Below are 25,290 nucleotides of genomic sequence, written 5' to 3'. Positions count from 1 at the left end.
AGTTTGCCCTTATCATCGTTAATTATTGTACACGAATTTTTTTAAAAAATATAGCTCTTTTAAAAAAATCCTAATCATCAAAAATTATTCAGCTTTGCCGCCGTTTTTCTTAATGATTTCTTCTTGAATAGATTTTGGTACATCTTCATAGTGGTCAAATACCATCATGAAAGTACCGCGACCTTGTGTAGATGAACGCAATGTAGTTGCGTAACCAAACATTTCTGCTAACGGAACGATAGCATTAACGATTTGGGAGTTACCGTGTGCTTCCATACCTTCAACGCGACCACGACGAGCAGTTACGTGACCCATAATATCACCTAAGTAATCTTCTGGAACAGTAATTGTAACTTTCATCATTGGTTCTAAGATTGCAGGTTTTGCTTTTTTAGCAGCAGCCCGCAATGCCATTGAAGCAGCAACACGGAAGGCAGTTTCACTTGAATCGACATCATGGTAAGAACCGTCGTAAAGTTTTGCTTTAATATCAACTAATGGATAGCCAGCTAAGACACCGTTGTCCATTGCATCTACTAAACCTTTTTCAACAGCTGGAATGTATTCACGTGGAACCACACCACCAACGATGGCGTTTTCGAATTCGAAACCGGCACCTTCTTCGTTTGGCGTAAATTCAATCCATACGTGACCGTATTGACCTTTACCACCAGACTGACGTACAAACTTACCTTCTGCTTCAGTAGCAGCACGGAAAGTTTCACGATAAGAAACTTGAGGAGCACCAACGTTTGCTTCGACTTTAAATTCACGACGCATACGGTCAACTAAGACGTCTAAGTGCAATTCACCCATCCCTGAGATAACAGTTTCACCAGTTTCAACGTTTGTTTCAACACGGAATGATGGATCTTCTTCTGCAAGTTTTTGTAATGCAATACCCATTTTATCTTGGTCAGCTTTTGATTTAGGTTCAACAGCAACTTGGATAACTGGGTCAGGGAATTCGATTGATTCTAAGATTACTGGAGAATCTAAGGCACAAAGAGTGTCCCCTGTTGTTGTATCTTTCAAACCAACGGCAGCAGCGATATCACCGGAATAAACGCGGTCGATTTCGTTACGCGTGTTGGCGTGCATTTGCAAGATACGTCCGATACGTTCTTTTTTGTCTTTTGAAGCGTTCAATACGTATGAACCACTTTCTAAGACACCAGAATAAACACGGAAGAAAGTTAGGCGACCTACGAATGGGTCAGTCATAACTTTAAATGCTAATGAGGCAAATGGAGCTTCGTCGTCAGCTGGACGAGTTGTTTCTTCGTCAGTCTTCGGATCGATCCCTTTAATTGCTTCAACATCTAATGGTGAAGGCAAGTAGTCAAGAACAGCATCCAACATTAATTGAACCCCTTTGTTTTTGAAGGCTGAACCAGCCATTACAGGGAAGAAGTCAACGTTGATTGTTGCTTGACGGATACCAGCTTTTAATTCAGCTTCAGTAATTTCTTCGCCGTCTAAATATTTCATCATTAAATCTTCATCAGTTTCAGCTACTGCTTCCACTAATTTTTCGCGCCATTCTTGCGCTTGTTCTAGGTATTCTTCAGGAATTTCAGTTTCTTGAATTTCAGTACCTAAGTCGTTTGTGTAGATTTCAGCTTTCATTGTCACAAGGTCAATGATACCGGTGAAATCTTCTTCTGCACCAATTGGTAATTGGATTGGATGAGCGTTAGCACCCAAACGATCGTGTAATGTAGAAACTGAGTACAAGAAGTCTGCACCGATTTTGTCCATTTTGTTACAGAATACAACACGAGGTACGCGGTATTCTGTTGCTTGGCGCCAAACAGTTTCAGTTTGTGGTTCAACCCCTGATTGAGAGTCAAGGACAGTAACCGCACCATCTAATACACGCAATGAACGTTGTACTTCAATTGTGAAGTCCACGTGTCCTGGTGTGTCGATGATGTTGACACGGTAACCTTTCCACTGAGCAGTTGTCGCAGCAGAAGTGATAGTGATACCACGTTCTTGTTCTTGTTCCATCCAGTCCATTTGTGAAGCGCCTTCGTGGGTTTCACCAATTTTATGGATTTTACCTGTATAATAAAGGATACGTTCAGTCGTAGTAGTTTTACCTGCATCGACGTGAGCCATGATACCAATATTACGAGTTTTTTCTAACGAAAATTCTCTAGCCATTTCTTGCTTGTGCTCCTCTCTTTAAAAAGCGGCAAAAGAAATCTTTTGCCCGCTTACTTGGTGTAACAATCGAATTGTCTTTTTTGCAAGAGCAAAAAAGATCTTACCAACGATAGTGGGCAAAAGCACGGTTGGCTTCGGCCATTTTGTGTGTGTCTTCGCGTTTTTTCACAGAAGCACCAGTGTTGTTTGCTGCATCCATGATTTCTTTTGCAAGACGTTCTTCCATTGTGTGTTCTCCACGCAAACGTGCGTAGTTAACAACCCAACGTAAGCCTAAAGTTGTACGACGTTCAGGACGAACTTCAACTGGGACTTGGTAGTTAGAACCACCGACACGGCGAGCTTTAACTTCTAAGACAGGCATGATATTTTTCATTGCTTGTTCAAAGACTTCTAATGGATCGTTACCAGTAGATTCTTTAATAATGTCAAAAGCATTATAGATAATATTTGCAGCAATCCCGCGTTTGCCATCAACCATAACACGGTTAATCAAACGGGTTACTAATTTTGAGTTATACATAGGATCTGGTAAAACATCGCGTTTTGCAACTGGACCTTTACGAGGCATCCGTAACTCCTCCTTTACGTAGTCATTTTGTATTGTGTTCTATATAATAGTCTGTAAACTAGATTAAGCTTTAGGACGTTTTGTACCGTATTTAGAACGAGATTGTTTACGGTCGTTAACGCCAGCTGTATCTAATGCACCACGAACGATATGGTAACGTACCCCTGGTAAGTCTTTTACACGTCCACCACGTAATAAAACAACGCTGTGTTCTTGTAAGTTATGGCCGATACCTGGGATATAAGCTGTTACTTCGATCAAGTTAGACAAACGAACACGGGCATATTTACGCAAAGCTGAGTTCGGTTTTTTCGGTGTCATTGTACCCACACGAGTGGCAACCCCACGTTTTTGCGGAGAGTTCACATTCGTTTGAGCTTTTTTGAAACTGTTATATCCTTTGTTCAATGCTGGTGAATTTGATTTTTCAACCTTGGATTTACGAGGTTTACGTACTAATTGGTTAATTGTAGGCATCCCTTGTTTTCCTCCTTCCTTGATTCGCCTTTCTAGCTCCACACATCCAGGTGGTTCTTTTTCAGCGATAAAAAATAATGCAGCCTTGTGCATAATCGTCAGTTGTACTTTTCTTACAGTCAGCACGTCTGTTTTAAGAGACCTGTAGACAAAGCACCTTTGTTAGAATAGCATGATTGAAAATAGGTGTCAATAAAAAACGCAAAGCTTTTGCAAACTTCTTGAAAAATTTTTAAGCAGCCGATTTTTCTCATTCCCATGACGCCTTCTTTGTATTTATCTTATAGAAGTAAAATTTTTTATGAAGCCCATTTTGAATAAAGTTGCTTTATAGTTTTTTTAACCGTAAAAGAAACGCCAGAAAGCTATCATTTCCCGTAAAAAAGCTTTAAAATGAAGTCAAATTAGTTTGTAAAGGGGTAAAAATTACGATGGACTTAAAAGAAATGGTTGGCAAAGAAGCCTGCAAGCATATTAAAAGCGGTATGACAGTCGGACTTGGAACGGGTTCAACTGCTTATCACATGGTGGCAGAAGTGGGTCGGATGATTAAAGAAGAGAATTTACAAATTACCGGTGTGACCACTTCTACCCAAACTTTAATTCAAGCCAGAGAACTAGGGATTCCATTGGCCTCAATTGATGAAGTCGATCACATTGATATTACCATTGACGGTGCCGATGAAGTTGATCCTAATTTTTTAGGAATTAAAGGTGGCGGTGCCGCTCTCTTATATGAAAAAATCGTTGCCACGTATTCTGATAAAGTGATTTGGATTGTTGACAGCTCTAAAATGGTCGAAAAATTGGGTAAGTTTCCCCTACCAGTTGAAGTGATTCCTTTTGGCAGCCAACAAATTTTCAACATTTTAGCCAAACAAGGCTACAACCCCACTTTCCGTAAAACGAGCGATGGCGAGTTTTTGCACACGGATAGCGGCAATTATATTATTGATTTGCATTTAGAGACAATCGCCGATCCTCACGCACTGGCTGAAGAATTAATCCACATGACTGGTGTAGTGGAACATGGCTTGTTTTTAGATATGACGCAGTTGGTAATTGTCGGTGAAAAAGACGGCCCTAAAACGTTACACAACCCCGCTTTTTCTTAATTAAACATTTCAAGGTTGGGATAAACGACAGGTAATGTTTATCCCAACCTTTTTTTGACCAAACAAAAAAACATGTAACTATTAAAAAAAGCTTTTACCTTATAAAGATCTACTTTTGAACTTTCCTCTTCTCAGAAGCTTTTTTGCGTTTTTTTGCAAGAAACGGTACCATTTTGACGGAGTTTATGCTACATTTTTCTTAATGAAAATGAAGACTGTGAGGATTTATCATGACAATTTTTGGCTATGCCCGCACCACAATCAACGACAATGATTTAGATTCCCAAGTGAAGTCTTTGACGGAATATGGCTGTGGCCCAGTATTTTTAGATACTTTTGAACAAAAATACCACGAGGAAAATCACGCCGATTTAGATACTGTGATTGCACAAATGCAACCAGGTGACGCCTTAGTCGTAAGCGACTTGCACCGTTTGGGCCGTTCTACGCGTCAACTGACCGAATTAACCAGCTTATTTAAAAATCGCAACTTGCATTTAGTCAGTTTGACTGAAAGCATTGATACCAGAAGCCAGATGGGTGACATCTACTTCAATTTAATGGAAGGCTTAGCACAAATGGAATGTGCGCTGATTAAAGAGCGTACCCTTGTCGGTCTAAACAAAGCCCGCCAAAAAGGTAAAATTGGCGGTCGTCCCAAAATCGATGGGAAAACGGTGAAAAAAATTCGCCAGCTTTATTACGATAAAAAAGAAACAATTCAATTCATTTCTTCTAAGTGTGGTGTATCAGTGGGAACCTGCTATAAATACATTAATTTAGCCCCTGAAGAATTGGAAAAAATTACGAATTAAATTGCTGCACAGCGACTTGTCTTTTTCAAAAGAGCAAGGTGCTGTGCCTTTTTTTAGTGGCAAAATGCACTAAAACAGTGTACAATGTGGAAGGAATTGAAAATTTCAGAAACCAAATGACAAAGGAGAGTTATTCATGCCAAAATTAGTATTTTCTCGTCACGGTTTGAGCGAATGGAATGCATTGAACCAATTTACTGGTTGGGTTGACGTAGACCTAGCTCCAGAAGGTGTTGAAGAAGCAAAAGAAGGCGGCCGCAAAATTAAAGAAGCCGGCATCGAATTCGATATCGCTTATACTTCTGTATTAAAACGCGCTATCAAAACTTGTAACTATATCTTAGAAGAATCTGACCAATTATGGGTGCCACAAGTTAAATCATGGCGCTTAAACGAACGTCATTACGGTGCATTACAAGGTTTGAACAAAAAAGAAACCGCTGAAAAATACGGTGACGAACAAGTTCACATCTGGCGTCGTTCATACGACACATTACCTCCATTATTGGATGCAACAGATCCTGGTTCTGCAGCAAATGACCGTCGTTACGCTATGTTAGATCCACGGGACGTTCCTGGTGGAGAAAACTTAAAAGTTACTTTAGAACGTGCTTTACCATTCTGGCAAGATGAAATCGCGCCAGCATTAAAAGACGACAAAACTGTCTTAGTAGCTGCACACGGCAACTCATTACGCGCTTTGGCTAAACACATTGAAGGCATCTCTGATGATGATATCATGGATCTTGAAATTCCAACTGGCCAACCTTTAGTTTATGAATTAAACGACGATTTATCAGTAGCTAAAAAATACTACTTATAAGCCATTTATATAAAGAGGCTGCAACAAAAGTGCATCGGTACTTTTGTTGCAGCCTCTTTTTTTGCAGATAACTGGTATTTTTAAATACCAATCAGACAGGTACCCAACCTGCAATTTTTATTTTTAGCTTATTTCTTAAAATAAATACTGCTGACATCGCTTTTTTCACTTACTTGTTAGGACAAAATGCGCAGTAATGCCAGCTGTCTATTCTACTTTTCAAAATCACTTTAGCATTTTAGCAAAACGGGCCATTGCTGCTTGTACTTCTGGTTGGTACTGCGGTGCAATCAGCGGAACTAATTTTTCACTGACAGCAGCAAACTCTTTTACCGTAAACTCATCGGTTGCTAATTTGGCAAAAGCCGCTACTAAAATTTCTGTTGCTGGTTCTTCTTGACCTGCAACTACCCGCTCTTTAATGAACTGTAAAAACAGCTCTTGCTCTTTTAACATTTCACAACAGCTCCTTTTATAAATAGTTTTGTTCAACCAAACTGTCTTGGTAAATTTTCACAACATCTTCCACTTGTAAGGGTACAAAAGCATCGGTTGCAATTTTGCTATAAGCCACTGCTTGCTTGGCCATCACTTCAAATTTGCGATCATCTTCAATACCAACTTCTGGCAATGTCATCGGAATGCCACAGGCTTTGAAATAATCATATGTTTTTTGAATCGCCATGCGGGCTGCCATCATCGGTACCGTTTCATTAATTTGCCAAACATTGCGGCCATATTGGGCAAACTTCACTGCAGTCTCTTCATTTAACACATGATGCATCCAACGGGGAGTTAAAATGGCTAGCCCAATTCCATGGGTAATGTCATAAAAGGCACTCAATTCATGTTCCATTGCATGACAGGACCAACTACCGCCTTTCCCACTACCAGTTAAGCCGTTTAATGCCAAGGTGCTGGCCCACATCAGATTTGCCCGTGCATCATAGTCTGTTGGAGTAGCTAAAGCAATTGGGCAATTTTTCGTTACTGTCCGCATCAAACCTTCACTGATACCGTCTTGCACGTCTGTTGCAGGCGTTGTATTAAAGTAGTTTTCAAATAAGTGGCTCATAATATCTGCTGAACCGGCTGCGGTTTGGTATTTCCCTACACTAAACGTATTTTGCGGATCTAAAAAGGAGACTTTAGGTAATAAATTTTCTCCTCCCATCCCTAATTTTTGGTTGGTCTGCCAATTGGTAATCACAGCACCGCGGTTCATCTCGCTACCAGTTGCGGCCAACGTCAAAATCGTGACGATTGGTAATGCAGCTCCAGCGTAATTTCTTTTTTCAATTACCGCCCATGGCTCTTCATCAGGACTACCATGGACAGCTGCGACGGCTTTGGCACAATCAATTGTCGACCCGCCACCTACTGCTAAAATCACGTCAATTTCATTTTCAGCACATAATTTTGCGCCTCTTGCCACAGTTTCAATGCGCGGATTTGGTTCTACTCCTGCCAGTTCAACAATTTTAAAGTCCGCCAGTTCCTTTAAGACACGGTCATACAAACCGTTTTTCTTAATACTGCCACCACCATATACAAGTAATACCCTTTGGCCAAAATTTTCTATCACTGCGGTCAATTCATGCAACCGATCTTTACCAAAGCGGATATCTGTTGCAACATTAAAAGTAAAATTATTCATACTTGTCACTCCTTTGAAATTAATCTACATTCTTACTTTACCCCTAAGCTACTATAAAAGAAAGCGGTATCTTAAATCTTGCATTACACAAGAAAAAGAGGCTGCTTGAAAGACAATTTTTTGACAACCTTAGAAGATTAGATTTTTTCCTCTAACTTTTTAAGGTCGTTACAATTCATCTTTTTCAAACTAGCCTCTTTTGACTTATTCTTTAATTGCCGTTTCCAAACCAACTTCAATCATATCGTTAAATGTGATTTGACGTTCTTCTGCGGTGGTTTCTTCACCGGTAATCATATGATCACTAACTGTACAAATAGCAAGTGCTTGCACGTGAAATTTCGCTGCTAGATAATAAAGAGCAGCTGCTTCCATTTCCACGCCTAAAATCCCTACATCAGCTAAAGCAAAAGTTTCAGCCAAATCATCTTTATAAAATGTATCTTCTGATAAAATATTCCCAACATGGGTGGTAAAACCTTTTGCTTTTGCAATATCATAAGAATTTTTCAATAATTCAAAATCAGCGATTGGTGCATAATGGAAAGATTGAAAATTCTTTTGCACAATTGAGGAGCTAGTCGTAGCCGCTTGGGCAATAATCAAATCCCGCACATGCACATCTTCTGATAGCGCACCACAAGTCCCAACGCGAATTAATTTTTTGACACCATAGGAGTTAATCAACTCATGGGCATAAATACTAGCAGAAGGCATCCCCATGCCAGTTCCTTGCACGGATACCCGCTCACCTTTATAAATACCGGTATAACCTAACATTCCCCGCACGTTATTGTAACAAATCGGGTCTTCTAAAAAAGTTTCGGCAATATATTTTGCCCGTAATGGATCTCCTGGTAATAAAATTTTATCGGCGATTTCACCGGTCTGTGCTTCAATATGAACGCTCATGAATAACTTCCTTTCCTTTTTCGTTGGTGATAATTATTTATTGCTAAAATTATTCTGACAGTTTTTTTATAATTTTGCTAGTGTTTCTTTCACTAACGCTTTAAATTCTGCCTTCACACGCTCTGTTGTTTCCACCACTTCTGCATGGTTTAGATTTTTTTGCATGCCCGCAGCTAAATTAGTGATACAAGAAATACCTAATACTTTTAAGCCACTATGAGCCGCTACGATAACTTCTGGCACGGTTGACATTCCGACTGCATCTGCGCCAATTGTGCGAGCAAACCGAATTTCAGCTGGTGTTTCATAAGTTGGACCAGAAAAGCCCATGTAAACACCCTCTTTTAAATGTAAGCCCGCCGCTTTTGCGACTTCTTTTGCCACTGTCATATATTCTATGCTATAGGCTTGGCTCATATCTGGGAATCGCGGTCCCATACTTTCTTCATTAGGACCAACTAAAGGATTTGCCCCCATGAAATTGATATGATCTGTAATTAACATCAAATCACCGGGTGCAAATGTTTCGTTCACACCACCACACGCATTGGTCACAACCACAGAATGTGCGCCAAGTGCTTTCATCACGCGGACTGGATAAGTGACTGTTTGCATCGAGTTGCCTTCATAATAATGAAAACGTCCTTGCATCGCTAAAACTTTTTTTCCTGCCAAATCGCCATAAACCAACTGACCAGCATGTCCCACGACTGTTGAAATTGGAAAATGAGGAATTTCATTATAGGAAATCACCACTGGATTTTGAATTTCTTCAGCTAATTCTCCTAAGCCAGAACCTAAAATCAAGCCAAATTCAACTGCTTTTACACCTTGTTCTTTGATAAAATCTGTCGTTTCTTGTAATTGTGCTAAAATCTCTGTCATAAAGACCTCCCATGATTGCATTAACCTGTTGTGTAATGTTTTAAAACTTAACAAAAGCAATACTGACAGCAGCAAAAAATAATACTATTTCCCACTGTCAGTTTGTCTTAAAAATTTTATTTTAAAGCAGCTAAGAAGCTTTGGCCGTTTTCTGTTGCCGGTACAGCAAAGTTTTCTGCAATAGTTGCCGAAATATCAGCATAAAAACCTTGTGGCAATGCGCCTTTTCCGGTCATTTTTTTGCTATAAGCAAGTAATGGCACATATTCACGGGTATGATCTGTACCAGGGAAAGTTGGATCGTTACCATGATCGGCAGTAATTAACAACAAATCATCATCGGCCATATTGTCCAATAATTCTGGAATCCGCAAATCAAAATCTTCAATGGCATGTGCATACCCCACGACATCGCGGCGGTGACCATACAACGCATCAAAGTCTACCAAGTTTGTAAAACTTAAACCGGTAAAGTCTTTTTTCATTACTTCTAATAATTTATCCACACCGTCCATATTACTCTTTGTGCGAATTGCTTCTGTAACACCTTGGCCGTTAAAGATATCGTTGATTTTACCCACAGCAATGACATCTTTGCCGTTATCTTTTAATGAATCTAAGACCGTTTTACCAAACGGATCTAAGGCGTAGTCGTGACGATTACTTGTGCGGGTAAAATTACCAGGTTCACCTACATAAGGACGTGCAATAATGCGGCCGATCATATAAGGTTCATCTTTTGTAATATCGCGAGTAAATTGGCAAATACGATACAACTCTTCTAAAGGAATAATTTCCTCGTGGGCTGCAATTTGTAAAACTGGATCTGCAGAAGTATACACGATTAAATCCCCAGTTTTCATTTGGTGTTCACCATAGTCGTTAATTACTTCTGTGCCGGAATAAGGTTTGTTGCAGACGACTTTACGCCCAGAAAAATCTTCAATTTGTTTTAATAATTCATCGGGAAAACCATTTGGGAAAACGCGGAATGGTTTTTTAATATTTAATCCCATAATTTCCCAGTGACCAGTCATTGTGTCTTTGCCCACAGAGATTTCTTCTAATTTAGTGGCATAACCTTGATGATCTTTTTTATCTTTAACACCTGTTAGAGGGCGAATGCTCCCTAAACCTAATTGTTCCAAGTGCGGGATAGTTAACCCAGCTTCTTTTGCAATGTGGCCTAGTGTATCTGCTCCAACATCACCAAATTTTTCGGCATCCGGCGCTTGACCGATACCCACTGAATCCATGACGATTAAATGTACACGTTTAAACATTTTATTCCCTACTTTCTATAATTTTAAGCTACCTCTATCTTACTAGAAGTCACCCTATTTGGCAGTTATAAACAACTTTTTGAATCCATAGAAAAAGAGCAGGACAAAGCAACAATGTCCCTTAGTCCCACCCTTAAACAAACTATTTTGATTTAATATAATTGGTACCGTTGGCCTTGGGACCTGATGCTTTTCCTAAGAAGATTACCAACACTAAAATTGTTAGAACATACGGTGCTGCCTGCAAATAGACATCTGGAATTGATGAAATAATCGGCAATTTAGCACCGGCAATACTGATGTTTTGGGCAAAGCCGAAGAATAACGCCGCTCCCATCGCACCCAGCGGATTCCATTTTCCAAAGATCATTGCCGCCATGGAAATGAAACCTTGTCCAGCAATTGTCGTAATGGCAAAACGACCAGAAATAGATTGCGCAAAAACCGCGCCCCCCATCCCGCCTAAAAAGCCAGAAATCAACACTCCCGAATAACGCATTAAATACACGTTAATTCCTAGCGTATCTGCAGCTTGAGGATGTTCACCCACTGAACGCAAACGTAAACCAAATTTTGTTTTAAAAATAATAAACCAAGCTAAAACAGCAATCAAAATGGCAACATATGCCGGTAAAAACGTATCTTTAAAGAAAATTGTTCCAATAACTGGAATGTCTTTTAAGACTGGAAAACTATAATAACCAAGTGTTCCGCTGATATTATCCGTTTGTCCTTTACCATAGATAGCTTTGACTAAAAAGACTGCCAAAGCTGGCGCCATTAAGTTCATAACAGTACCAGAGATAATATGGTCGGCGCGAAAGTTAATCGTTGCCACTGCGTGTAATAATGAAAAGACAATCCCTGCTAACCCTCCGACTAAAATTCCCAGCCACGGTGTCATTGCGCCAAATTGATCGTACATTTCCAAGTTAAAGACAATAGAGGTGAAGGCCCCCATTACCATAATACCTTCCAACCCAACGTTTACAATCCCGCTGCGTTCAGAGAAAACCCCACCTAATGCAGTTAAGATTAAAGGAGCGGAATAAATCAAGGTTTGGGTTAAAATTGAGGCAATTAAATCAATACTCATTAGATTTTCCCTCCTTCTTCATCCTGGTCGCTTGGACTAGCTTCCACTTCCGTTACGACAGCAACTTCTTTTTTAGGCCCAAAGAATTTTGCTAATGCAAAGCGAATAACAAAGCTAATGCCGACAAAGAAGATGATAATGGCAATATCCACATCCACCAATTCTGATGGAATACCTGCAACTTGCATCCCTTGTCCGCCAAGTTTCAAGACACTAAACAGTAATGCTGACAATAAAATCCCTACTGAACTGCCGCTTCCTAGTAACGAAACCGCCATTCCGTCAAAACCAATGGATAGAGAGGTTCCTTGAATAAAGAAGTTTTGGAATGTACCTAAACCTTGAACCACACCACCAAGACCAGCTAAACAACCAGAAATGACCATTGAAACAATGATCGTCCGTTTACTACTCATGCCGGCATATTCAGACGCAAATGGGTTCAAACCCACCGAGCGAATTTCATAACCTAATGTCGTTTTCTTCATTAAGAAATAAACCAACACCAAGAAAATCAAAGCTAAGAAAATCCCCATGTTTAACCGAGAATGATTGGAAATATTGGTTAAAAAGTCCGTTCGTAACGAACCGTTTGCACCAATCATTTTTGTGACCCCTTTGTTACTCATCAATTTTTCGTCCATCACATTGTTGACAATATGGGTACTTGTATAAAGCAAAATATAGTTCATCATAATGGTTACAATTACTTCACTTGTACCAAAGAAGGCGCGTAAAATACCAGGAATTGCCGCTGCGATTGCACCAGCTAAAGCCCCAACAATAATTGCTAAAGGTAAAACTACGATTTTGGGCGCATCAGGCAGGGCCAAAGCAATCCAAATACTAGCAACCCAGCCACATAAAGCCTGACCCGAAAGACCGATATTGAAAAAGCCGGCTGAATTTGCCACCGAAAACCCTAATGCTGTGAAGATTAACGGACCCGCCGTTACAAAAATTTCCCCAATATTCCGCGGGTTAATCGCACCTGTTTGCGGATTTAAAAAGGCGGTCTTCAACATTTGACTATAACCGGCAATCGGATTAAAACCAAAGGCCGCCATAATAATGCCACCTATGATAAACCCAAGTAAAACCGCAATAACCGGTACGAGGAGATTTCTGATTTTTTCAGAACGATTATTCAACTGCCTCACCTACTTCCTCCGTTTGCGCTTGTGTGCTTTCTTTGGCTAATTCTGCCCGTGCTTCTTCTAAAGAATAGCCCGCCATTAATAAACCAAGTTCTTTTTCGCTCGTTTCTTGCGGTGTAACTTCCCCGACAATTTCCCCAGCGTGCAGCACAACAATTCGGTCGGAAACATTTAGAATTTCTTCTAGTTCAAAGCTAACTAATAAAACAGCCTTAAATTTATCCCGTTGTTCAATTAAGCGTTTGTGAATAAATTCAATCGCACCAACATCCAAACCGCGCGTTGGGTTAGCAACAATTAACAAGTCTGGATTTCGATCAATTTCGCGGGCGATAATGGCTTTTTGTTGATTACCACCAGACAATGCTTTGGCTGGAACCAATTCATTTGTCGTTCGCACATCGTATTCTTTGATTAAATCTCGCGCTTTTTCATTGATTTCACCATAATTCAAAAAGCCGTTTTTACTTAAAGGCTCTTGGTAATACGTTTGCAACGCCATATTTTCAGCTAATGTCATCTCTAATACCAAGCCATATTTGTGACGGTCTTCAGGTACGTGACCTACGCCTTTTTCCACGATTTGGCGCGGTTTTTTATTAGTGATATCATCGCCGTCTAAAAAGACTTTGCCACTTTCAACTTTGCGTAAACCCGTTAGCGCTTGAATCAATTCTGATTGACCGTTTCCATCAATACCAGCAATCCCTAAAACCTCACCTGCTCTAACTTGCAAGCTTAAGTTTTTCACAGCCTCTAAACCGCGGCTTTCTTTGACCACTAGATTTTCAACCGACAAGATAACTTCTTGTGGATTGGCATCTTTCTTCGGTGTTTTAAAGGAAACTGCGCGGCCTACCATCATATCAGCTAATTCTTGACTGGTAACATCTTTAACTGTTACGGTACCAATTCCTTTACCACGACGAATAACAGTACACTGGTCCGCCACTTTTTTAATTTCATCTAACTTATGGGTGATTAGAATAATCGATTTACCCTCTTTGACTAAGCCATGCATAATGGTGATTAATTCATCAATCTCTTGTGGCGTTAATACCGCTGTTGGTTCATCAAAGATCAATACTTCGGCACCACGATACAACGTTTTTAAAATTTCCACCCGTTGTTGCATCCCCACAGAAATATCTCTGACATAAGCGTCTGGATCAACAGCCAAACCATATTGCTCTGAAACGCGCATAATTTCTGCTCGCGCTTTTTTGCGGTCAATCACGCCAGCTTTTGTTGGTTCACTACCTAAAATGATATTTTCTGTCACAGTAAAAGCATCCACTAACATAAAATGCTGGTGCACCATTCCGATACCTAATTTGTTGGCAGCCGTCGGACTGGTAATATTTACTTTTTGTCCATTCATGAAAATATCACCAGAAGTTGGTTCTAATAATCCTGACAAAACATTCATCAATGTTGACTTACCGGCACCATTTTCGCCTAAGAGAGCGTGAATTTCGCCTGGTTTGACCCGTAGATTGATATCGTCATTGGCTTTGAAATCGCCGAAAGCTTTGGTGATATGCCGCATCTCAATGACATATTTCTCTTCTTGTGCCAAATTTTTTCACATCCTTACTTTTCGTCTTGCGCAACTTGTAAAATTGAATACGTTATCTATAAATGCAAAAATTTTTGCGGCGCTGCCGCTAGGAAATTGCTTTCCTTAAAGCTGGATTTGAAATTTTTTTACCTCATGTACGTAAAAGCCAAACTCACCTTTAAAGAAATCAATTGAAAAATCAGGTCTTGCCCGTCAAACAGACAAGACCTGAAAAATAAATTATTTAACGTCTTTTGGTACTTCTGGTACTTCGATTTTGCCGTCAGCAACTTCAGTTTTAACTTCTTTAATTGCTGCTTTTGCATCGTCTGATAAGAAACCTTCAGTCAAGTCAACGCCACCGTCTTTAAGACCATATACCAAGTGTTCGCCACCAGGGAATTTGTCTTCTAAAGCACGGTTAGAAATATCTTGTACCGCAGCACCTACACCTTTAAGTGTAGAAGCTAATGTACAGTTATCGTCTTTACCATCAGAAGTTTGGAATTTACCTTCTGCTTCTTGATCACTATCCACACCTAAAACCCAAACTTTTTTGTCTTTTAATTCTGCTTCAGTAGATTTTTTGTTTAATTCTTTTGCTTCAGAGAAGACACCAGCACCAGTACCGCCAGAAGCGTGGAAAATTACGTCTACGCCGTCACGGTACATTGCTGCTGCTAAAGCTTTACCTTTAGCGGCATCGTTAAATGAAGCAGCATATTCGTTTTCGATTGTAATTTCTTTGTTTAATTTTTTCGCTGCATCTTTAACCCCTTGCGTAAAACCAGCATCGAAACGATCGATTACAGCGCCTTCTTCACCACCGATGAAGCCGACTTTATTTGTTTTTGTCGTATAGGCTGCAGCATAACCTGCTAAATATGAAGCTTCGTTGTCTTTAAATGTTGCAGAAACAACGTTCTTTTTGCCATCAATAACACTATCAATAATAACGAAATTATTATCAGGGTTTTGATCTGCTGCTTGTCCGATTGAATCAGTTAATAAATACCCTACACCAAAGACTGTTTTAAAACCATTTGAAACGGCATTGTCAATGTTTGTTGTGTATTGAGATGCGTCGTTTGATTGGAAGTAGTTAAAACCACCCACACCTTTTTTCAAATTGTGTTCTTTACCCCAAGCTTGTAAACCTTCCCAAGCTGATTGGTTGAAAGAACGGTCATCGATTCCGCCGATGTCAGTTACGATTGCAGCACTATGTTTTGCATCTGTGCCCTTATCTGAACCGCCACCAGTGCTGTCTCTGTTACTTCCGCCGCCACCGCAGGCACCTAACAACATAATGGATGCTAACGCAACTGTTGCCAGACCAAATAATTTTGCTTTTTTCATTTCTGTAAAGCCCCCTAAAAGTAAGTTTTTTTCAACAGTCTATTGACTGAATGAACATGTTTTAGCGACCAGTTGTTACTAGTCAAAATCTTTATCGGTAAAAGAATATGGTAATAATTCTCCTACTGTGGTTTCTTTTGTCACACCATGATCGCCAACTAACGTCACGGGCATCTCTGGTGAACAGAATTCTGCCATCACCTGCCGACAAGCGCCACATGGTGAAATTGGTTCTGGTGTATGTCCTGCTACTACTAAATGACTAAATTCTCTTTCGCCTTCTGATACGGCTTTAAAAAAGGCAGTCCGTTCGGCGCAGTTTGCTAGCCCATAAGAAGCATTTTCAATATTCAAACCTTGATAAATTTTTCCTGCTTTGGTGACCAAACACGCACCCACCGGAAAATGTGAGTAAGGCACGTAGGCTTTATCTAAAGCTTCGGTTGCCACGTTAATCCATTCTGTTTTTGCTTTCATTTTTCCACCTGACCTCAAATTTACCTATTGTAATCGTAATTGACGTTTAGTAAATTCAATCGAAATATCTTGTTTCATTTGTCCAAATTTTAGTAGCCGCCGCCTTGGGAGCCAGTCACGATTGCTACACTAGCCGAAGTACCCAGCCGGTTAGCACCCGCTTCTACCATTGCCATTGCTTCTTGTTCATTATGAATGCCCCCAGAAGCCTTCACACCCATTTCTGGTCCGACTGTTTGACGCATCAAGCGTACATCTTCTACCACAGCCCCCCCAGTTGAAAAACCAGTTGAAGTTTTCACAAAATCTGCTCCTGCTGCTTTAGCTAATTCACAAGCTTTTACGATTTCTTCGTTATTTAGTAGCGCTGTTTCAATAATCACTTTAACTAAGGCTTTATCTTTCGCTGCCTTTACCACCGCTTCAATATCTTGTTGAACTTTTTTAAATTGGGCAGATTTTAGCGCACCAATATTGATTACCATATCCACTTCATCTGCACCATTATTGATGGCATCTGTTGTTTCATAGGCTTTAACTTCTGATGTGTTTGCCCCTAAAGGAAAGCCAATCACCGTACAAACAGCTGTTGGTTCACCTTTTAACTGTTCTGCCGCAAAACTTACCCAAGTTGGGTTGATGCAGACAGAATAAAAATGGTATTGTTTTGCTTCTTCAATAATACGTAACACATCTTCTTGTGTTGCGTCTGCTTTTAAAATTGTATGATCGATCATGCGATTTAATTCCATGTTTTGTACAACTCCCTAAATATTTTAATTGCTAAATTTTCTTTGAACTATAAAATAAATCAAATTTTTAATTAAAAACTTTTATTATGACTATTTTACCATGTATCTCGCAATTCAAAAAATGATTCTTGAAAAGGCAATCATTTCGTGATGATGTCGTGAATTAGCGGAGGTTCAGTGGCCGTCGCACCAATTTCAATATTTTGATAAAGTAACGCTTCTACAGCGGCAACATCTTCTGTATTGCTGTAAATGGTCAGTAGTGCCTCACCTTCTGCAACTTTATCACCAATTTTTTTGTGCAATTTTAAACCGACAGCATAATCGATTTCATCTTCTTTTGTCTTACGACCTGCCCCTAAAAGCATTGCTGCAATACCGATTTCATTGGCTACTAATTTTGTGACAACACCACTTTTTCTAGCTGGCAATTTTATTTCATATTGGGCAGTTAGTAAACGTTCTGGCTCATCTACGACGGTTTCATCTCCGCCTTGTTTTTTAATCATCTCTTTGAATTTTGTTAGTGCTTTACCAGAAGTCAGGGCTTCTTCTAACATTTCCCGCGCTTCTTGTAGCGTCTGAGCTTGTTTGGCTAACACGACCATTTGGCTGCCCAATGCATAACACATTTCTACTAAATCAGCCGGTCCAGCGCCTTTTAGCGTTTCAATCGCTTCAACGACTTCTAAGCTATTTCCAATTGCCTCACCTAAAGGTTGTGACATATCCGAAACAACCGCCATTACTTGACGATTGGCTAAATTGCCGATGCGCACCATCGTGTGGGCCAAGCGCCGTGCGTCTTTTATATCCCGCATAAAAGCACCATCACCAGTCGTAACATCTAAAACAATGGCATCCGCACCAGAAGCAATTTTTTTACTCATAATTGAGCTGGCAATTAACGGAATCGAGCTGACGGTTGCAGTGACGTCCCGCAAAGCGTAAAGTTTTTTATCCGCTGGCGCCAAATCACCTGATTGACCAATCACAGCCACTTTACTTTCGTTTACGATTTTAATAAATTCTTCGTCTGAAATTTCAATTTTAAAACCTGGGATGGCCTCTAATTTATCTAACGTCCCGCCAGTAAAGCCCAAACCACGACCAGACATTTTTGCAACAGGAACTCCCACACTTGCCACCAGTGGTGCGAGCACCAAAGTAGTAGTATCTCCCACCCCACCGGTAGAATGTTTATCTACTTTGATTCCTTCAATTGAAGATAAATCGATAACTTCTCCAGAATGTGCCATCGCTAAAGTTAAGTTCGTAATTTCTTCATCTGTCATATCTGTAAAATAAATCGCCATCAACAAAGCGCTCATTTGATAATCTGGAATATCACCTTTTGTGTATTCTGTAATAATAAAGTCAATTTCTTCTTTAGATAACAATTGACCATCACGCTTCTTTTCGATTAAATCGACCATTCGCATGCCTTTTCCTCCTTAAGTCCAGTGTTATTATACAACAATAATTCAATTGGTAAACCACTTTAGTAAAACAGTTTACCTAATAAACCTCAACTTGTTAAAGCGCTTACAGGAGTAATATACTGTATTACTCCTCACTTGTCAAGGTCATCACACTCTCACGAATAATTAATTTAGTATCAAATACTTTATTCGGAATTCGTCGTTTGGGAAACTCGATTGCGTCGACTAAAAATTTAGCGGCGTAAAAACCAATATCAAAAGCTGGTTGCAAAACGGTAGTTAACGGTGGTGTCACGTATTCCGTCAAATTCAAGCCATCAAATCCAATCACCGAAATATCTTCTGGCACTTTTTTTCCTAATTCATAAATTGCCTGGTAACATCCGATTGCCATCGAATCATTGCTACAAAAAATAGCTGTTAATTCTTTTTGTCGCAATAGTTCCTTAGCAGCCTGGTAACCACCAGCTACTGTTAACTCATTTTCTACCACATAGCGTCCTTTATAGGCGATACCGTGATCTTTTAAGCAATGGCGATACCCATTAAACCTCTCTTGCAATTGGTAATAGCCGGTACTTTCTTTTAGCATACCGATGTTTTGGTGTCCTTGTGCGATAAGATAACTTACGGCTTGATAAGCACCTTCGTAATCTTTGACAATTAAACGGCCATTGCTGCGTTGGTTAATCCCGCGATCAATTAAAATCGTCGGCATGTTGTGATAAATTGGACTCCCAATTTCATAGCCACTTGGCAGTAAATGTGGCGTTGCAAATAAAACCCCGTCTACTGAACGGTGACTAAGTTCTTCTAAATACGTAATCTCTTTTTCTTGGCTTTGCTGGGAGTTACACAAAATAATCATATAGCCAAGCGGATTAACATAACGTTCTGCCCCTTCGACTACTTTTGAGAAGAAAAAATCTGTCACATCTGGAATAATCATCCCAATTGTTTTTGAGCGACGATTAATCAAATTAGACGCAAAAAAATCAGGCTTATAGTGATATTTATTTACGATATCCCAGACTCGTTGCCTGGTTTCATTACTAAAGCGCGTCCCTTTATTATTTAAAATTTGCGAAACCGTTGTCACAGATACCCCTGCCATTTCCGCAATTTGTTTAATGGTCATCTTCATTTTAATCCCCCCACAAGCCCTAGTGTACCAAAATCTACTTTAAAAAAATAGCGGGTGAATTATTCTTGCGACAAATTTTCTGATGTCTTTTTACCTCATGGAAATAAAGTAATACAAAACTTTTCCCAAAATTTTCAGCAGCTAAAAAGACCTCTATAGCAAAAACTACAGAGGTCTTTTTTATCGAATTATCAACTGATGTGGAATTGTTATTTGCGCTTTTTTTTCATCATAAAAAAGTTGGAAGGCTGCTTTGCCACATTGCTTTAATTGATGATCAACGGTTGAAAAATGAAGGAGTTGGCTCACCAATAAATTTTCCCGACCAATGACCAAAGGCTGTGCATCTGAAGGGTATTGCGCTAAAATCATCGCAGCGACTTCATCGCCATTGGTGATAATTCCATCCACTGCTTGCTCTTTAAAAAATTCTGCCGCTTGAATGCCGTCTTCAGCATGAATACAGTCCCAAAAAATGTTGTCTGCTGAAAAATTAGGAAAGTATTTTTGGCTTTGTTCAATGGTTAAAATAGAATTACCACTTATCCGTTTACTGCGGCCTAAAGTTAACCCTAAACGCCTCACCCCCTGCTCTTTTAAGTAGAGGATGCTTTCTTTTAATGATTTAGCCAAATCAATGGCAACATAACTGATTTCTTTTAAGCCAGAAGCCTCACAAAAAACAATATTATTTTTTTTAAGGTAAGGTAAAAAAACATCCATGTGATTGGCTCTGGTTGTCACGATTAACCCGTCAAAACTTTTAGCAGCTAACTCTTCCAAGTAACTTTTTTCTAGCTTTTTATCATAATTAGTTGGCAGTAATGTAATTTTATATTGGTGGGCAAAAGCGGCCCGCATAATGCCTTTTAATAACTGATTATAAAAAGGATGATCTACAAAAGGGACAATGACCCCCACATTACGCGTCCGGCCTTTACTTAAATTTTGCGCAGTCCGATTCGGTTTATAATCCAGCTCTGCCATTACCTGCAAAACTTTTTGTCGCTTATCTTCTGCCACATAGGGATGATTGTTGATCACCCGTGAAATGGTCGTCACCGAATAACCCGTTAGCTTTGCAATATCGCGGATGTTTGCCACTTTTCCCACCTCGTCTCTTACCTGTTATACAGCTACTTGTAATTGATTATATAAATAGTCTATCACAGCAAGCCCCGCTTCATAAACTTGGCAACTCATCTCATCTTTGCCAAATGAAAAACGTCGTCCGCCATAATATTCATCAAAAACTTGCCAATCTAAATCACAAATCTCCTCAGATAAAATTTGGCGTGCTTGTAGGCCGCTGACATCATGTAAATTAAGTTTTCCCGCTGAGACTTCCACTTGCACATAATAAAGCTGGGTACAACCATTTTTAGTTAATTTCACATACGTAAACATCTTTCATTCCCCCTATTTTTTGTTTCATATTTAACATTATAAAAAAGCACTTTCTTTGCTTTCTTCCAACTACATCTAGAGCATAATGTATGAAACTCGTTTCAGAGCAAGGAAAAAGTTTATTTTTTTTTACAGCAAAAAAACAACTCTTCCCATTTAAATTTCCCTGGGAAAAGTTGCTTTTTATTCATTAATCTTCTTTTACACTTTGCAAAATATAGTAGCCTTTGTCTTTTGTTAAAATTTCACAGTTGCCAAAGACTGCTTGCATTTTTTTCTCGGCGCTAGGAGCACCTTGTTTTTTTTGAATGACCACAGTCAATGTGCCGCCTGGCATAAGTAAGGAATAGGCATCGCTTAAGATAGCATGAACAACTTTTTTACCGGCACGAATTGGCGGGTTACTTAAAATTGCAGCATAGCTTGTCTTTTTTACGTCTGCATAAATGTCACTTGTATGAATGTCGACATTTTCAATTTGATTGCGGCTCGCATTGCCACATGCTAAGTCAATTGCCCGCTCGTTAACATCCACCATTTCAACAAAGCGATCGCTTGTCGCCGCTATCGCCAACCCAATCGGGCCATAGCCGCAGCCGACATCAAGCAATGCTCCGGCGGGCAAATTATTAGCAGTAAAGGTTTCAATTAAAACTCTCGAACCATAATCGATTGTATTGCGGGAAAAAACGCCGCTATCGGTCACAAAGCGCAATCTGCGCCCTTTTAGTTCAAAATCAAATTCAGCAAAGTCGTGGGCTGCATTGGGTTGATTGGTATAATAATGATCACTCATAATTTCATCCTAATAGTTTATTTTTAATATCCCGCGCAATTAGCGCTCCTAATAGATGATACCCGAATTTTGATGGATGTAAACCATCACTTTGTAAAAATTCAGCTGGGTCTGGGTAAACTTCCATATGATGATACATATCAATGTAGTTCACACCAGTTTCTTGTGCGATATCTTTTGCCATTGCAATATATTTCACGAGTGTTTCTTTATTTCCGGCAGTTTTAATCGTCAGATCTACCCAGCTTGGGCCAACTAAAATGACTTTTTCAGCTGGAAAAGCCGTAATCATTTTTTTCAAGTTTTCGCCGTATTCTTTCACGTTCTCACGATTGTTGATAGCATCATTAATGCCAACATTAATTGCGACAAAATCAGGATTTTCAGCTTCTGCTTTAGGTAATTGTTCCAAAGCTGTAGTACTTGACGCACCACGTTCTCCCAAATTAACGACCGTATAATCTGGAAAGCCCATCCCTGTTAGTGTATCTGTCACATATTCATTTAATAAGTCTGTGACTTGCCCTTCAAAAAAACCGGCTGCGATACTATCGCCCATTATTACAATTTTTTTCATGTTCCTCGCTCCTTTAAAATTTTTTTAAATTCAACGTAAACCTATTTTACAGCTTGCCCTGAAATATCATCCATCTTTATACTAGCAGAAAGACCGTTAAACTGCATTTATTTGTGTTTTTACTGATAATAGCGACCATTATGTGTTAAAATGTTCGCGAAGTCCTAGCGCATATTGTCATATCCGCTATGGAAATGTTGTTGGCTTTTTCTGAAAAATAGCCAAAAGGAGTCGCTCATGGAGGAAAAAATGAATTACTACAAAATTTCCCGTCAAGAATGGCAGGGATTTTACAATAGTAACAATATGCCCTTAACCCAAGAAGAATTGGATGGCATCAAGAGTCTAAATGACCGCCTATCGATGCAAGATGTCGAGGATGTTTACATTCCGTTGTGTCATTTGATTCATTTATATATGAAAGAAGCAGAATCACTCAACTTAAGTAAAGGTCTCTTCTTACATCGTTATGTCAAAACACCACCTTTTATTATCGGAATTGCAGGTTCAGTGGCGGTGGGAAAATCAACCACTGCTCGCCTGGTCCAAACATTACTTTCGCGGCTATTTCCTAGACGTAATGTCCAACTAATTACAACCGATGGCTTTTTATACCCAAACCAAGTATTAGCCCAAAAAGGGATTATGGATCGCAAAGGTTTTCCCGAAAGTTACGACATGGAACGTTTGATCCAGTTTTTAAATGAAGTAAAATCTGGCAAGAATTCCATTCAAGTACCTGTTTATTCCCATAATGTTTACGATATTATCCCCGATGAATTTGAATTGATTGAACAACCAGATATTTTAATTGTCGAAGGGATTAATACGTTGCAACTGCCACAAAACCAACAAATTTACGTTAGCGACTTTTTTGATTTCTCACTTTTTGTCGATGCTAAGCCCGAATTAATTGAACAATGGTATTTGGAACGTTTTGAGCAATTACTGGATACCGCCTTTTTAGATCCAACCAATTATTATTATCAATTTGCCATTGGCGATCGCAAAAAAGCGGTTAAAATGGCTGAAAGCGTCTGGCAAAATGTGAATTTGAAGAATTTAGAAGAGTACATCTTGCCTACTAGAAGCAGAGCAGATATAATTCTCCATAAAACAAACCATCATTTAATTGATGAAATCTATTTGCGAAAATATTGATTTTATTTTCATGCCTGTTAAACTGCTTGTAAGAAGCTTACTTCTTTACAATAAATAATCTGAAGAATCGAGGGATTTAACTGTGACAAATGTTGACCACCTGCCGACAGTCGAAAAGATTATCGTTTTGGACTATGGTAGCCAGTACAACCAATTGATTACACGCCGCATTCGTGAATTTGGTGTCTTTTCTGAATTGATGAGCCACAAAATCACCGCAGAAGAAGTCAAAGCCATTAATCCAAAGGGAATTATTCTTTCCGGCGGACCAAACAGCGTTTATGATGAAGGCGCCTTTGGCATTGATGAAGAGATTTTGAAATTGGGAATCCCAGTTCTAGGTATTTGTTACGGCATGCAGCTAATCACTTATAAATTAAGTGGTAAGGTTGAGCCCGCGTTAAACAAAGAATACGGTAAAGCCGAACTAGAAGTAACTGCCGATGACGCAGAACTTTTTGTCGGTACACCTAAAAAACAAAACGTTTGGATGAGCCACGGTGATTTGGTAACACAAACACCAGCAGGTTTTGAAGTTGTAGCAACAAGTAAAGATTGCCCAATCGCTTCTATCCAAAATAAAGAAGACAAAATTTACGGTATCCAATTCCATGCTGAAGTTCGTCACTCTGAATACGGCAATGAATTATTGCGTCACTTTGCAATGGATGTCTGCCAATGTAAAGGCGACTGGTCAATGGATAACTTCATCGAAATGCAAATTGCGCAGATCCGTGAAACTGTCGGTGATAAAAAAGTATTACTTGGATTATCCGGCGGCGTTGACTCTTCTGTTGTTGGCGTCTTATTACAAAAAGCCATTGGGGACCAACTAACGTGTATCTTCGTTGACCACGGTCTTTTACGTAAAGATGAAGGCAAACAAGTAATGGAAAGCCTTGGCGGTAAATTTGGCTTAAACATCATTAAAGTTGATGCTCGCGACCGTTTCTTAGACAAATTAAAAGGTGTTTCTGACCCTGAACAAAAACGTAAAATTATCGGTAACGAATTCGTCTATGTCTTTGATGACGAAGCAACAAAACTTGCCGGTGAAGAAGGTATCTCATTTTTAGCTCAAGGTACTCTTTACACTGACGTCATTGAATCTGGTACTGAAACAGCACAAACCATTAAGTCTCACCACAATGTTGGCGGTCTACCAGAAGATATGCAATTTAAATTAATCGAACCATTAAACACGTTATTCAAAGACGAAGTGCGGGAATTAGGAACACAGCTTGGCATGCCTGACGCTATCGTTTGGCGTCAACCATTCCCAGGCCCTGGTCTTGGCATTCGTGTCTTAGGTGAATTAACCGAAGAAAAATTAGAAGTCGTGCGGGAATCAGATGCTATCTTACGAGAAGAAATCGCCGCAGCCGGCCTTGACCGTGACATTTGGCAATACTTCACTGTCTTACCTGGTATTCGCTCAGTTGGCGTAATGGGAGATGGCCGTACGTATGATTACACTGTCGGTATTCGTGCTGTTACTTCAATCGACGGCATGACAGCAGACTTTGCTCGTATCCCTTGGGATGTCTTACAAAAAATCTCTGTCCGTATCGTCAACGAAGTAGACCACGTAAACCGAATCGTGTACGATATTACCTCTAAGCCACCTGCAACTGTAGAGTGGGAATAAAGT

General features: G+C 39.6%; 25 protein-coding genes. 5 read left to right on the top strand and 20 right to left on the bottom strand.

Translation table 11 applies throughout. The features are described from left to right. Positions 1-84 precede the first annotated feature (84 nt). The 3 genes from fusA to rpsL form a co-directional block, all read right to left on the bottom strand. Positions 85-2,169 (bottom strand): elongation factor G, encoded by a 2,085-nt coding sequence (gene fusA, locus P3T75_RS01300; RefSeq protein ID WP_206903368.1) that lies wholly within the window; start codon positions 2,167-2,169, stop codon positions 85-87. Positions 2,170-2,272: 103 nt separating this feature from the next. Beyond that, positions 2,273-2,743 (bottom strand): 30S ribosomal protein S7, encoded by a 471-nt coding sequence (gene rpsG, locus P3T75_RS01295; RefSeq protein WP_071864205.1) that lies wholly within the window; start codon positions 2,741-2,743, stop codon positions 2,273-2,275. Positions 2,744-2,806: 63 nt separating this feature from the next. After that, positions 2,807-3,220 (bottom strand): 30S ribosomal protein S12, encoded by a 414-nt coding sequence (gene rpsL, locus P3T75_RS01290; protein ID WP_003127956.1) that lies wholly within the window; start codon positions 3,218-3,220, stop codon positions 2,807-2,809. A gap of 431 nt (positions 3,221-3,651) precedes the next feature. On the opposite strand from rpsL, the gene rpiA reads away from it, so the two are divergent. From rpiA to P3T75_RS01275, 3 genes are all read left to right on the top strand, one after another. Continuing rightward, entirely contained in the window at positions 3,652-4,335 is a 684-nt protein-coding gene (rpiA, locus tag P3T75_RS01285; protein ID WP_230711072.1) for a ribose-5-phosphate isomerase RpiA, read from the top strand. A 230-nt stretch (positions 4,336-4,565) separates the two neighbouring features. After that, positions 4,566-5,150: a recombinase family protein gene (locus P3T75_RS01280; RefSeq protein WP_206903366.1), complete on the top strand. Its 585-nt coding sequence runs from the start codon at positions 4,566-4,568 to the stop codon at positions 5,148-5,150. 136 nt (positions 5,151-5,286) lie between these two features. Next, entirely contained in the window at positions 5,287-5,973 is a 687-nt protein-coding gene (locus P3T75_RS01275; protein ID WP_173103883.1) for a 2,3-diphosphoglycerate-dependent phosphoglycerate mutase, read from the top strand. A gap of 225 nt (positions 5,974-6,198) precedes the next feature. Here P3T75_RS01275 and P3T75_RS01270 read toward each other — a convergent pair whose 3' ends face one another. The 17 genes from P3T75_RS01270 to P3T75_RS01190 form a co-directional block, all read right to left on the bottom strand. Beyond that, positions 6,199-6,429, bottom strand: coding sequence for a hypothetical protein (locus P3T75_RS01270; RefSeq protein WP_206903365.1), 231 nt, complete (start codon positions 6,427-6,429; stop codon positions 6,199-6,201). Positions 6,430-6,445: 16 nt separating this feature from the next. Beyond that, complete coding sequence (locus tag P3T75_RS01265; RefSeq protein ID WP_282462020.1) at positions 6,446-7,630, bottom strand: iron-containing alcohol dehydrogenase; 1,185 nt, start codon at positions 7,628-7,630, stop codon at positions 6,446-6,448. Between the two features lie 204 nt (positions 7,631-7,834). Further along, positions 7,835-8,542, bottom strand: coding sequence for a purine-nucleoside phosphorylase (deoD, locus tag P3T75_RS01260; protein WP_282462019.1), 708 nt, complete (start codon positions 8,540-8,542; stop codon positions 7,835-7,837). A 66-nt stretch (positions 8,543-8,608) separates the two neighbouring features. Beyond that, complete coding sequence (locus P3T75_RS01255; RefSeq protein ID WP_282462018.1) at positions 8,609-9,427, bottom strand: purine-nucleoside phosphorylase; 819 nt, start codon at positions 9,425-9,427, stop codon at positions 8,609-8,611. A 116-nt stretch (positions 9,428-9,543) separates the two neighbouring features. After that, positions 9,544-10,710 (bottom strand): phosphopentomutase, encoded by a 1,167-nt coding sequence (deoB, locus tag P3T75_RS01250; protein WP_282462017.1) that lies wholly within the window; start codon positions 10,708-10,710, stop codon positions 9,544-9,546. 142 nt (positions 10,711-10,852) lie between these two features. Beyond that, positions 10,853-11,806 (bottom strand): ABC transporter permease, encoded by a 954-nt coding sequence (locus P3T75_RS01245; protein WP_230711076.1) that lies wholly within the window; start codon positions 11,804-11,806, stop codon positions 10,853-10,855. Next, positions 11,806-12,957, bottom strand: coding sequence for an ABC transporter permease (locus tag P3T75_RS01240; RefSeq protein WP_282462550.1), 1,152 nt, complete (start codon positions 12,955-12,957; stop codon positions 11,806-11,808). Before P3T75_RS01240 ends, P3T75_RS01245 begins: the two co-directional genes overlap by 1 nt. Continuing rightward, positions 12,950-14,512, bottom strand: a complete 1,563-nt coding sequence (locus tag P3T75_RS01235) for an ABC transporter ATP-binding protein (RefSeq protein WP_206903648.1) — start codon at positions 14,510-14,512, stop codon at positions 12,950-12,952. Before P3T75_RS01235 ends, P3T75_RS01240 begins: the two co-directional genes overlap by 8 nt. Before the next feature lie 252 nt (positions 14,513-14,764). Further along, the gene (locus P3T75_RS01230; protein WP_282462016.1) at positions 14,765-15,883 is read right to left on the bottom strand and encodes a BMP family lipoprotein; all 1,119 of its coding nucleotides are present in this window, start codon (positions 15,881-15,883) and stop codon (positions 14,765-14,767) included. Between the two features lie 78 nt (positions 15,884-15,961). Next, positions 15,962-16,360 carry a cytidine deaminase gene (locus tag P3T75_RS01225; RefSeq protein ID WP_206903357.1) on the bottom strand — a complete coding sequence of 133 codons (399 nt, stop codon included), beginning with the start codon at positions 16,358-16,360 and terminating at the stop codon, positions 15,962-15,964. 89 nt (positions 16,361-16,449) lie between these two features. After that, positions 16,450-17,112 carry a deoxyribose-phosphate aldolase gene (gene deoC, locus P3T75_RS01220; RefSeq protein ID WP_230711077.1) on the bottom strand — a complete coding sequence of 221 codons (663 nt, stop codon included), beginning with the start codon at positions 17,110-17,112 and terminating at the stop codon, positions 16,450-16,452. Between the two features lie 140 nt (positions 17,113-17,252). Beyond that, the gene (locus P3T75_RS01215; protein WP_282462015.1) at positions 17,253-18,554 is read right to left on the bottom strand and encodes a pyrimidine-nucleoside phosphorylase; all 1,302 of its coding nucleotides are present in this window, start codon (positions 18,552-18,554) and stop codon (positions 17,253-17,255) included. 124 nt (positions 18,555-18,678) lie between these two features. Beyond that, the gene (locus tag P3T75_RS01210; protein ID WP_230711079.1) at positions 18,679-19,698 is read right to left on the bottom strand and encodes a LacI family DNA-binding transcriptional regulator; all 1,020 of its coding nucleotides are present in this window, start codon (positions 19,696-19,698) and stop codon (positions 18,679-18,681) included. A 180-nt stretch (positions 19,699-19,878) separates the two neighbouring features. Next, a complete protein-coding gene (locus P3T75_RS01205; protein WP_282462014.1) occupies positions 19,879-20,802 on the bottom strand; it encodes a LacI family DNA-binding transcriptional regulator in 924 nt (307 codons plus the stop codon). Positions 20,803-20,826: 24 nt separating this feature from the next. Then, positions 20,827-21,105, bottom strand: a complete 279-nt coding sequence (locus P3T75_RS01200; RefSeq protein ID WP_282462013.1) for a hypothetical protein — start codon at positions 21,103-21,105, stop codon at positions 20,827-20,829. A 190-nt stretch (positions 21,106-21,295) separates the two neighbouring features. After that, positions 21,296-21,901, bottom strand: coding sequence for a class I SAM-dependent methyltransferase (locus P3T75_RS01195; RefSeq protein ID WP_282462012.1), 606 nt, complete (start codon positions 21,899-21,901; stop codon positions 21,296-21,298). A gap of 4 nt (positions 21,902-21,905) precedes the next feature. Further along, positions 21,906-22,478, bottom strand: coding sequence for an SGNH/GDSL hydrolase family protein (locus P3T75_RS01190; RefSeq protein ID WP_282462011.1), 573 nt, complete (start codon positions 22,476-22,478; stop codon positions 21,906-21,908). Between the two features lie 237 nt (positions 22,479-22,715). Here P3T75_RS01190 and coaA point away from each other — a divergent pair, with 237 nt between their 5' ends. Together coaA and guaA are read left to right on the top strand one after the other, a co-directional pair. Continuing rightward, positions 22,716-23,639, top strand: a complete 924-nt coding sequence (gene coaA, locus P3T75_RS01185; protein ID WP_230711082.1) for a type I pantothenate kinase — start codon at positions 22,716-22,718, stop codon at positions 23,637-23,639. Positions 23,640-23,721: 82 nt separating this feature from the next. Further along, positions 23,722-25,287, top strand: coding sequence for a glutamine-hydrolyzing GMP synthase (gene guaA, locus P3T75_RS01180; protein WP_282462010.1), 1,566 nt, complete (start codon positions 23,722-23,724; stop codon positions 25,285-25,287). Positions 25,288-25,290 lie beyond the last annotated feature (3 nt).

The organism is Enterococcus montenegrensis (assembly GCF_029983095.1).
GTDB classification, from domain to species: Bacteria; Bacillota; Bacilli; order Lactobacillales; family Enterococcaceae; genus Enterococcus_C; species Enterococcus_C montenegrensis.
The sequence above is the reverse complement of the archived record's forward strand: the minus strand, read 5'-3'. Positions and strand labels throughout refer to the sequence as shown.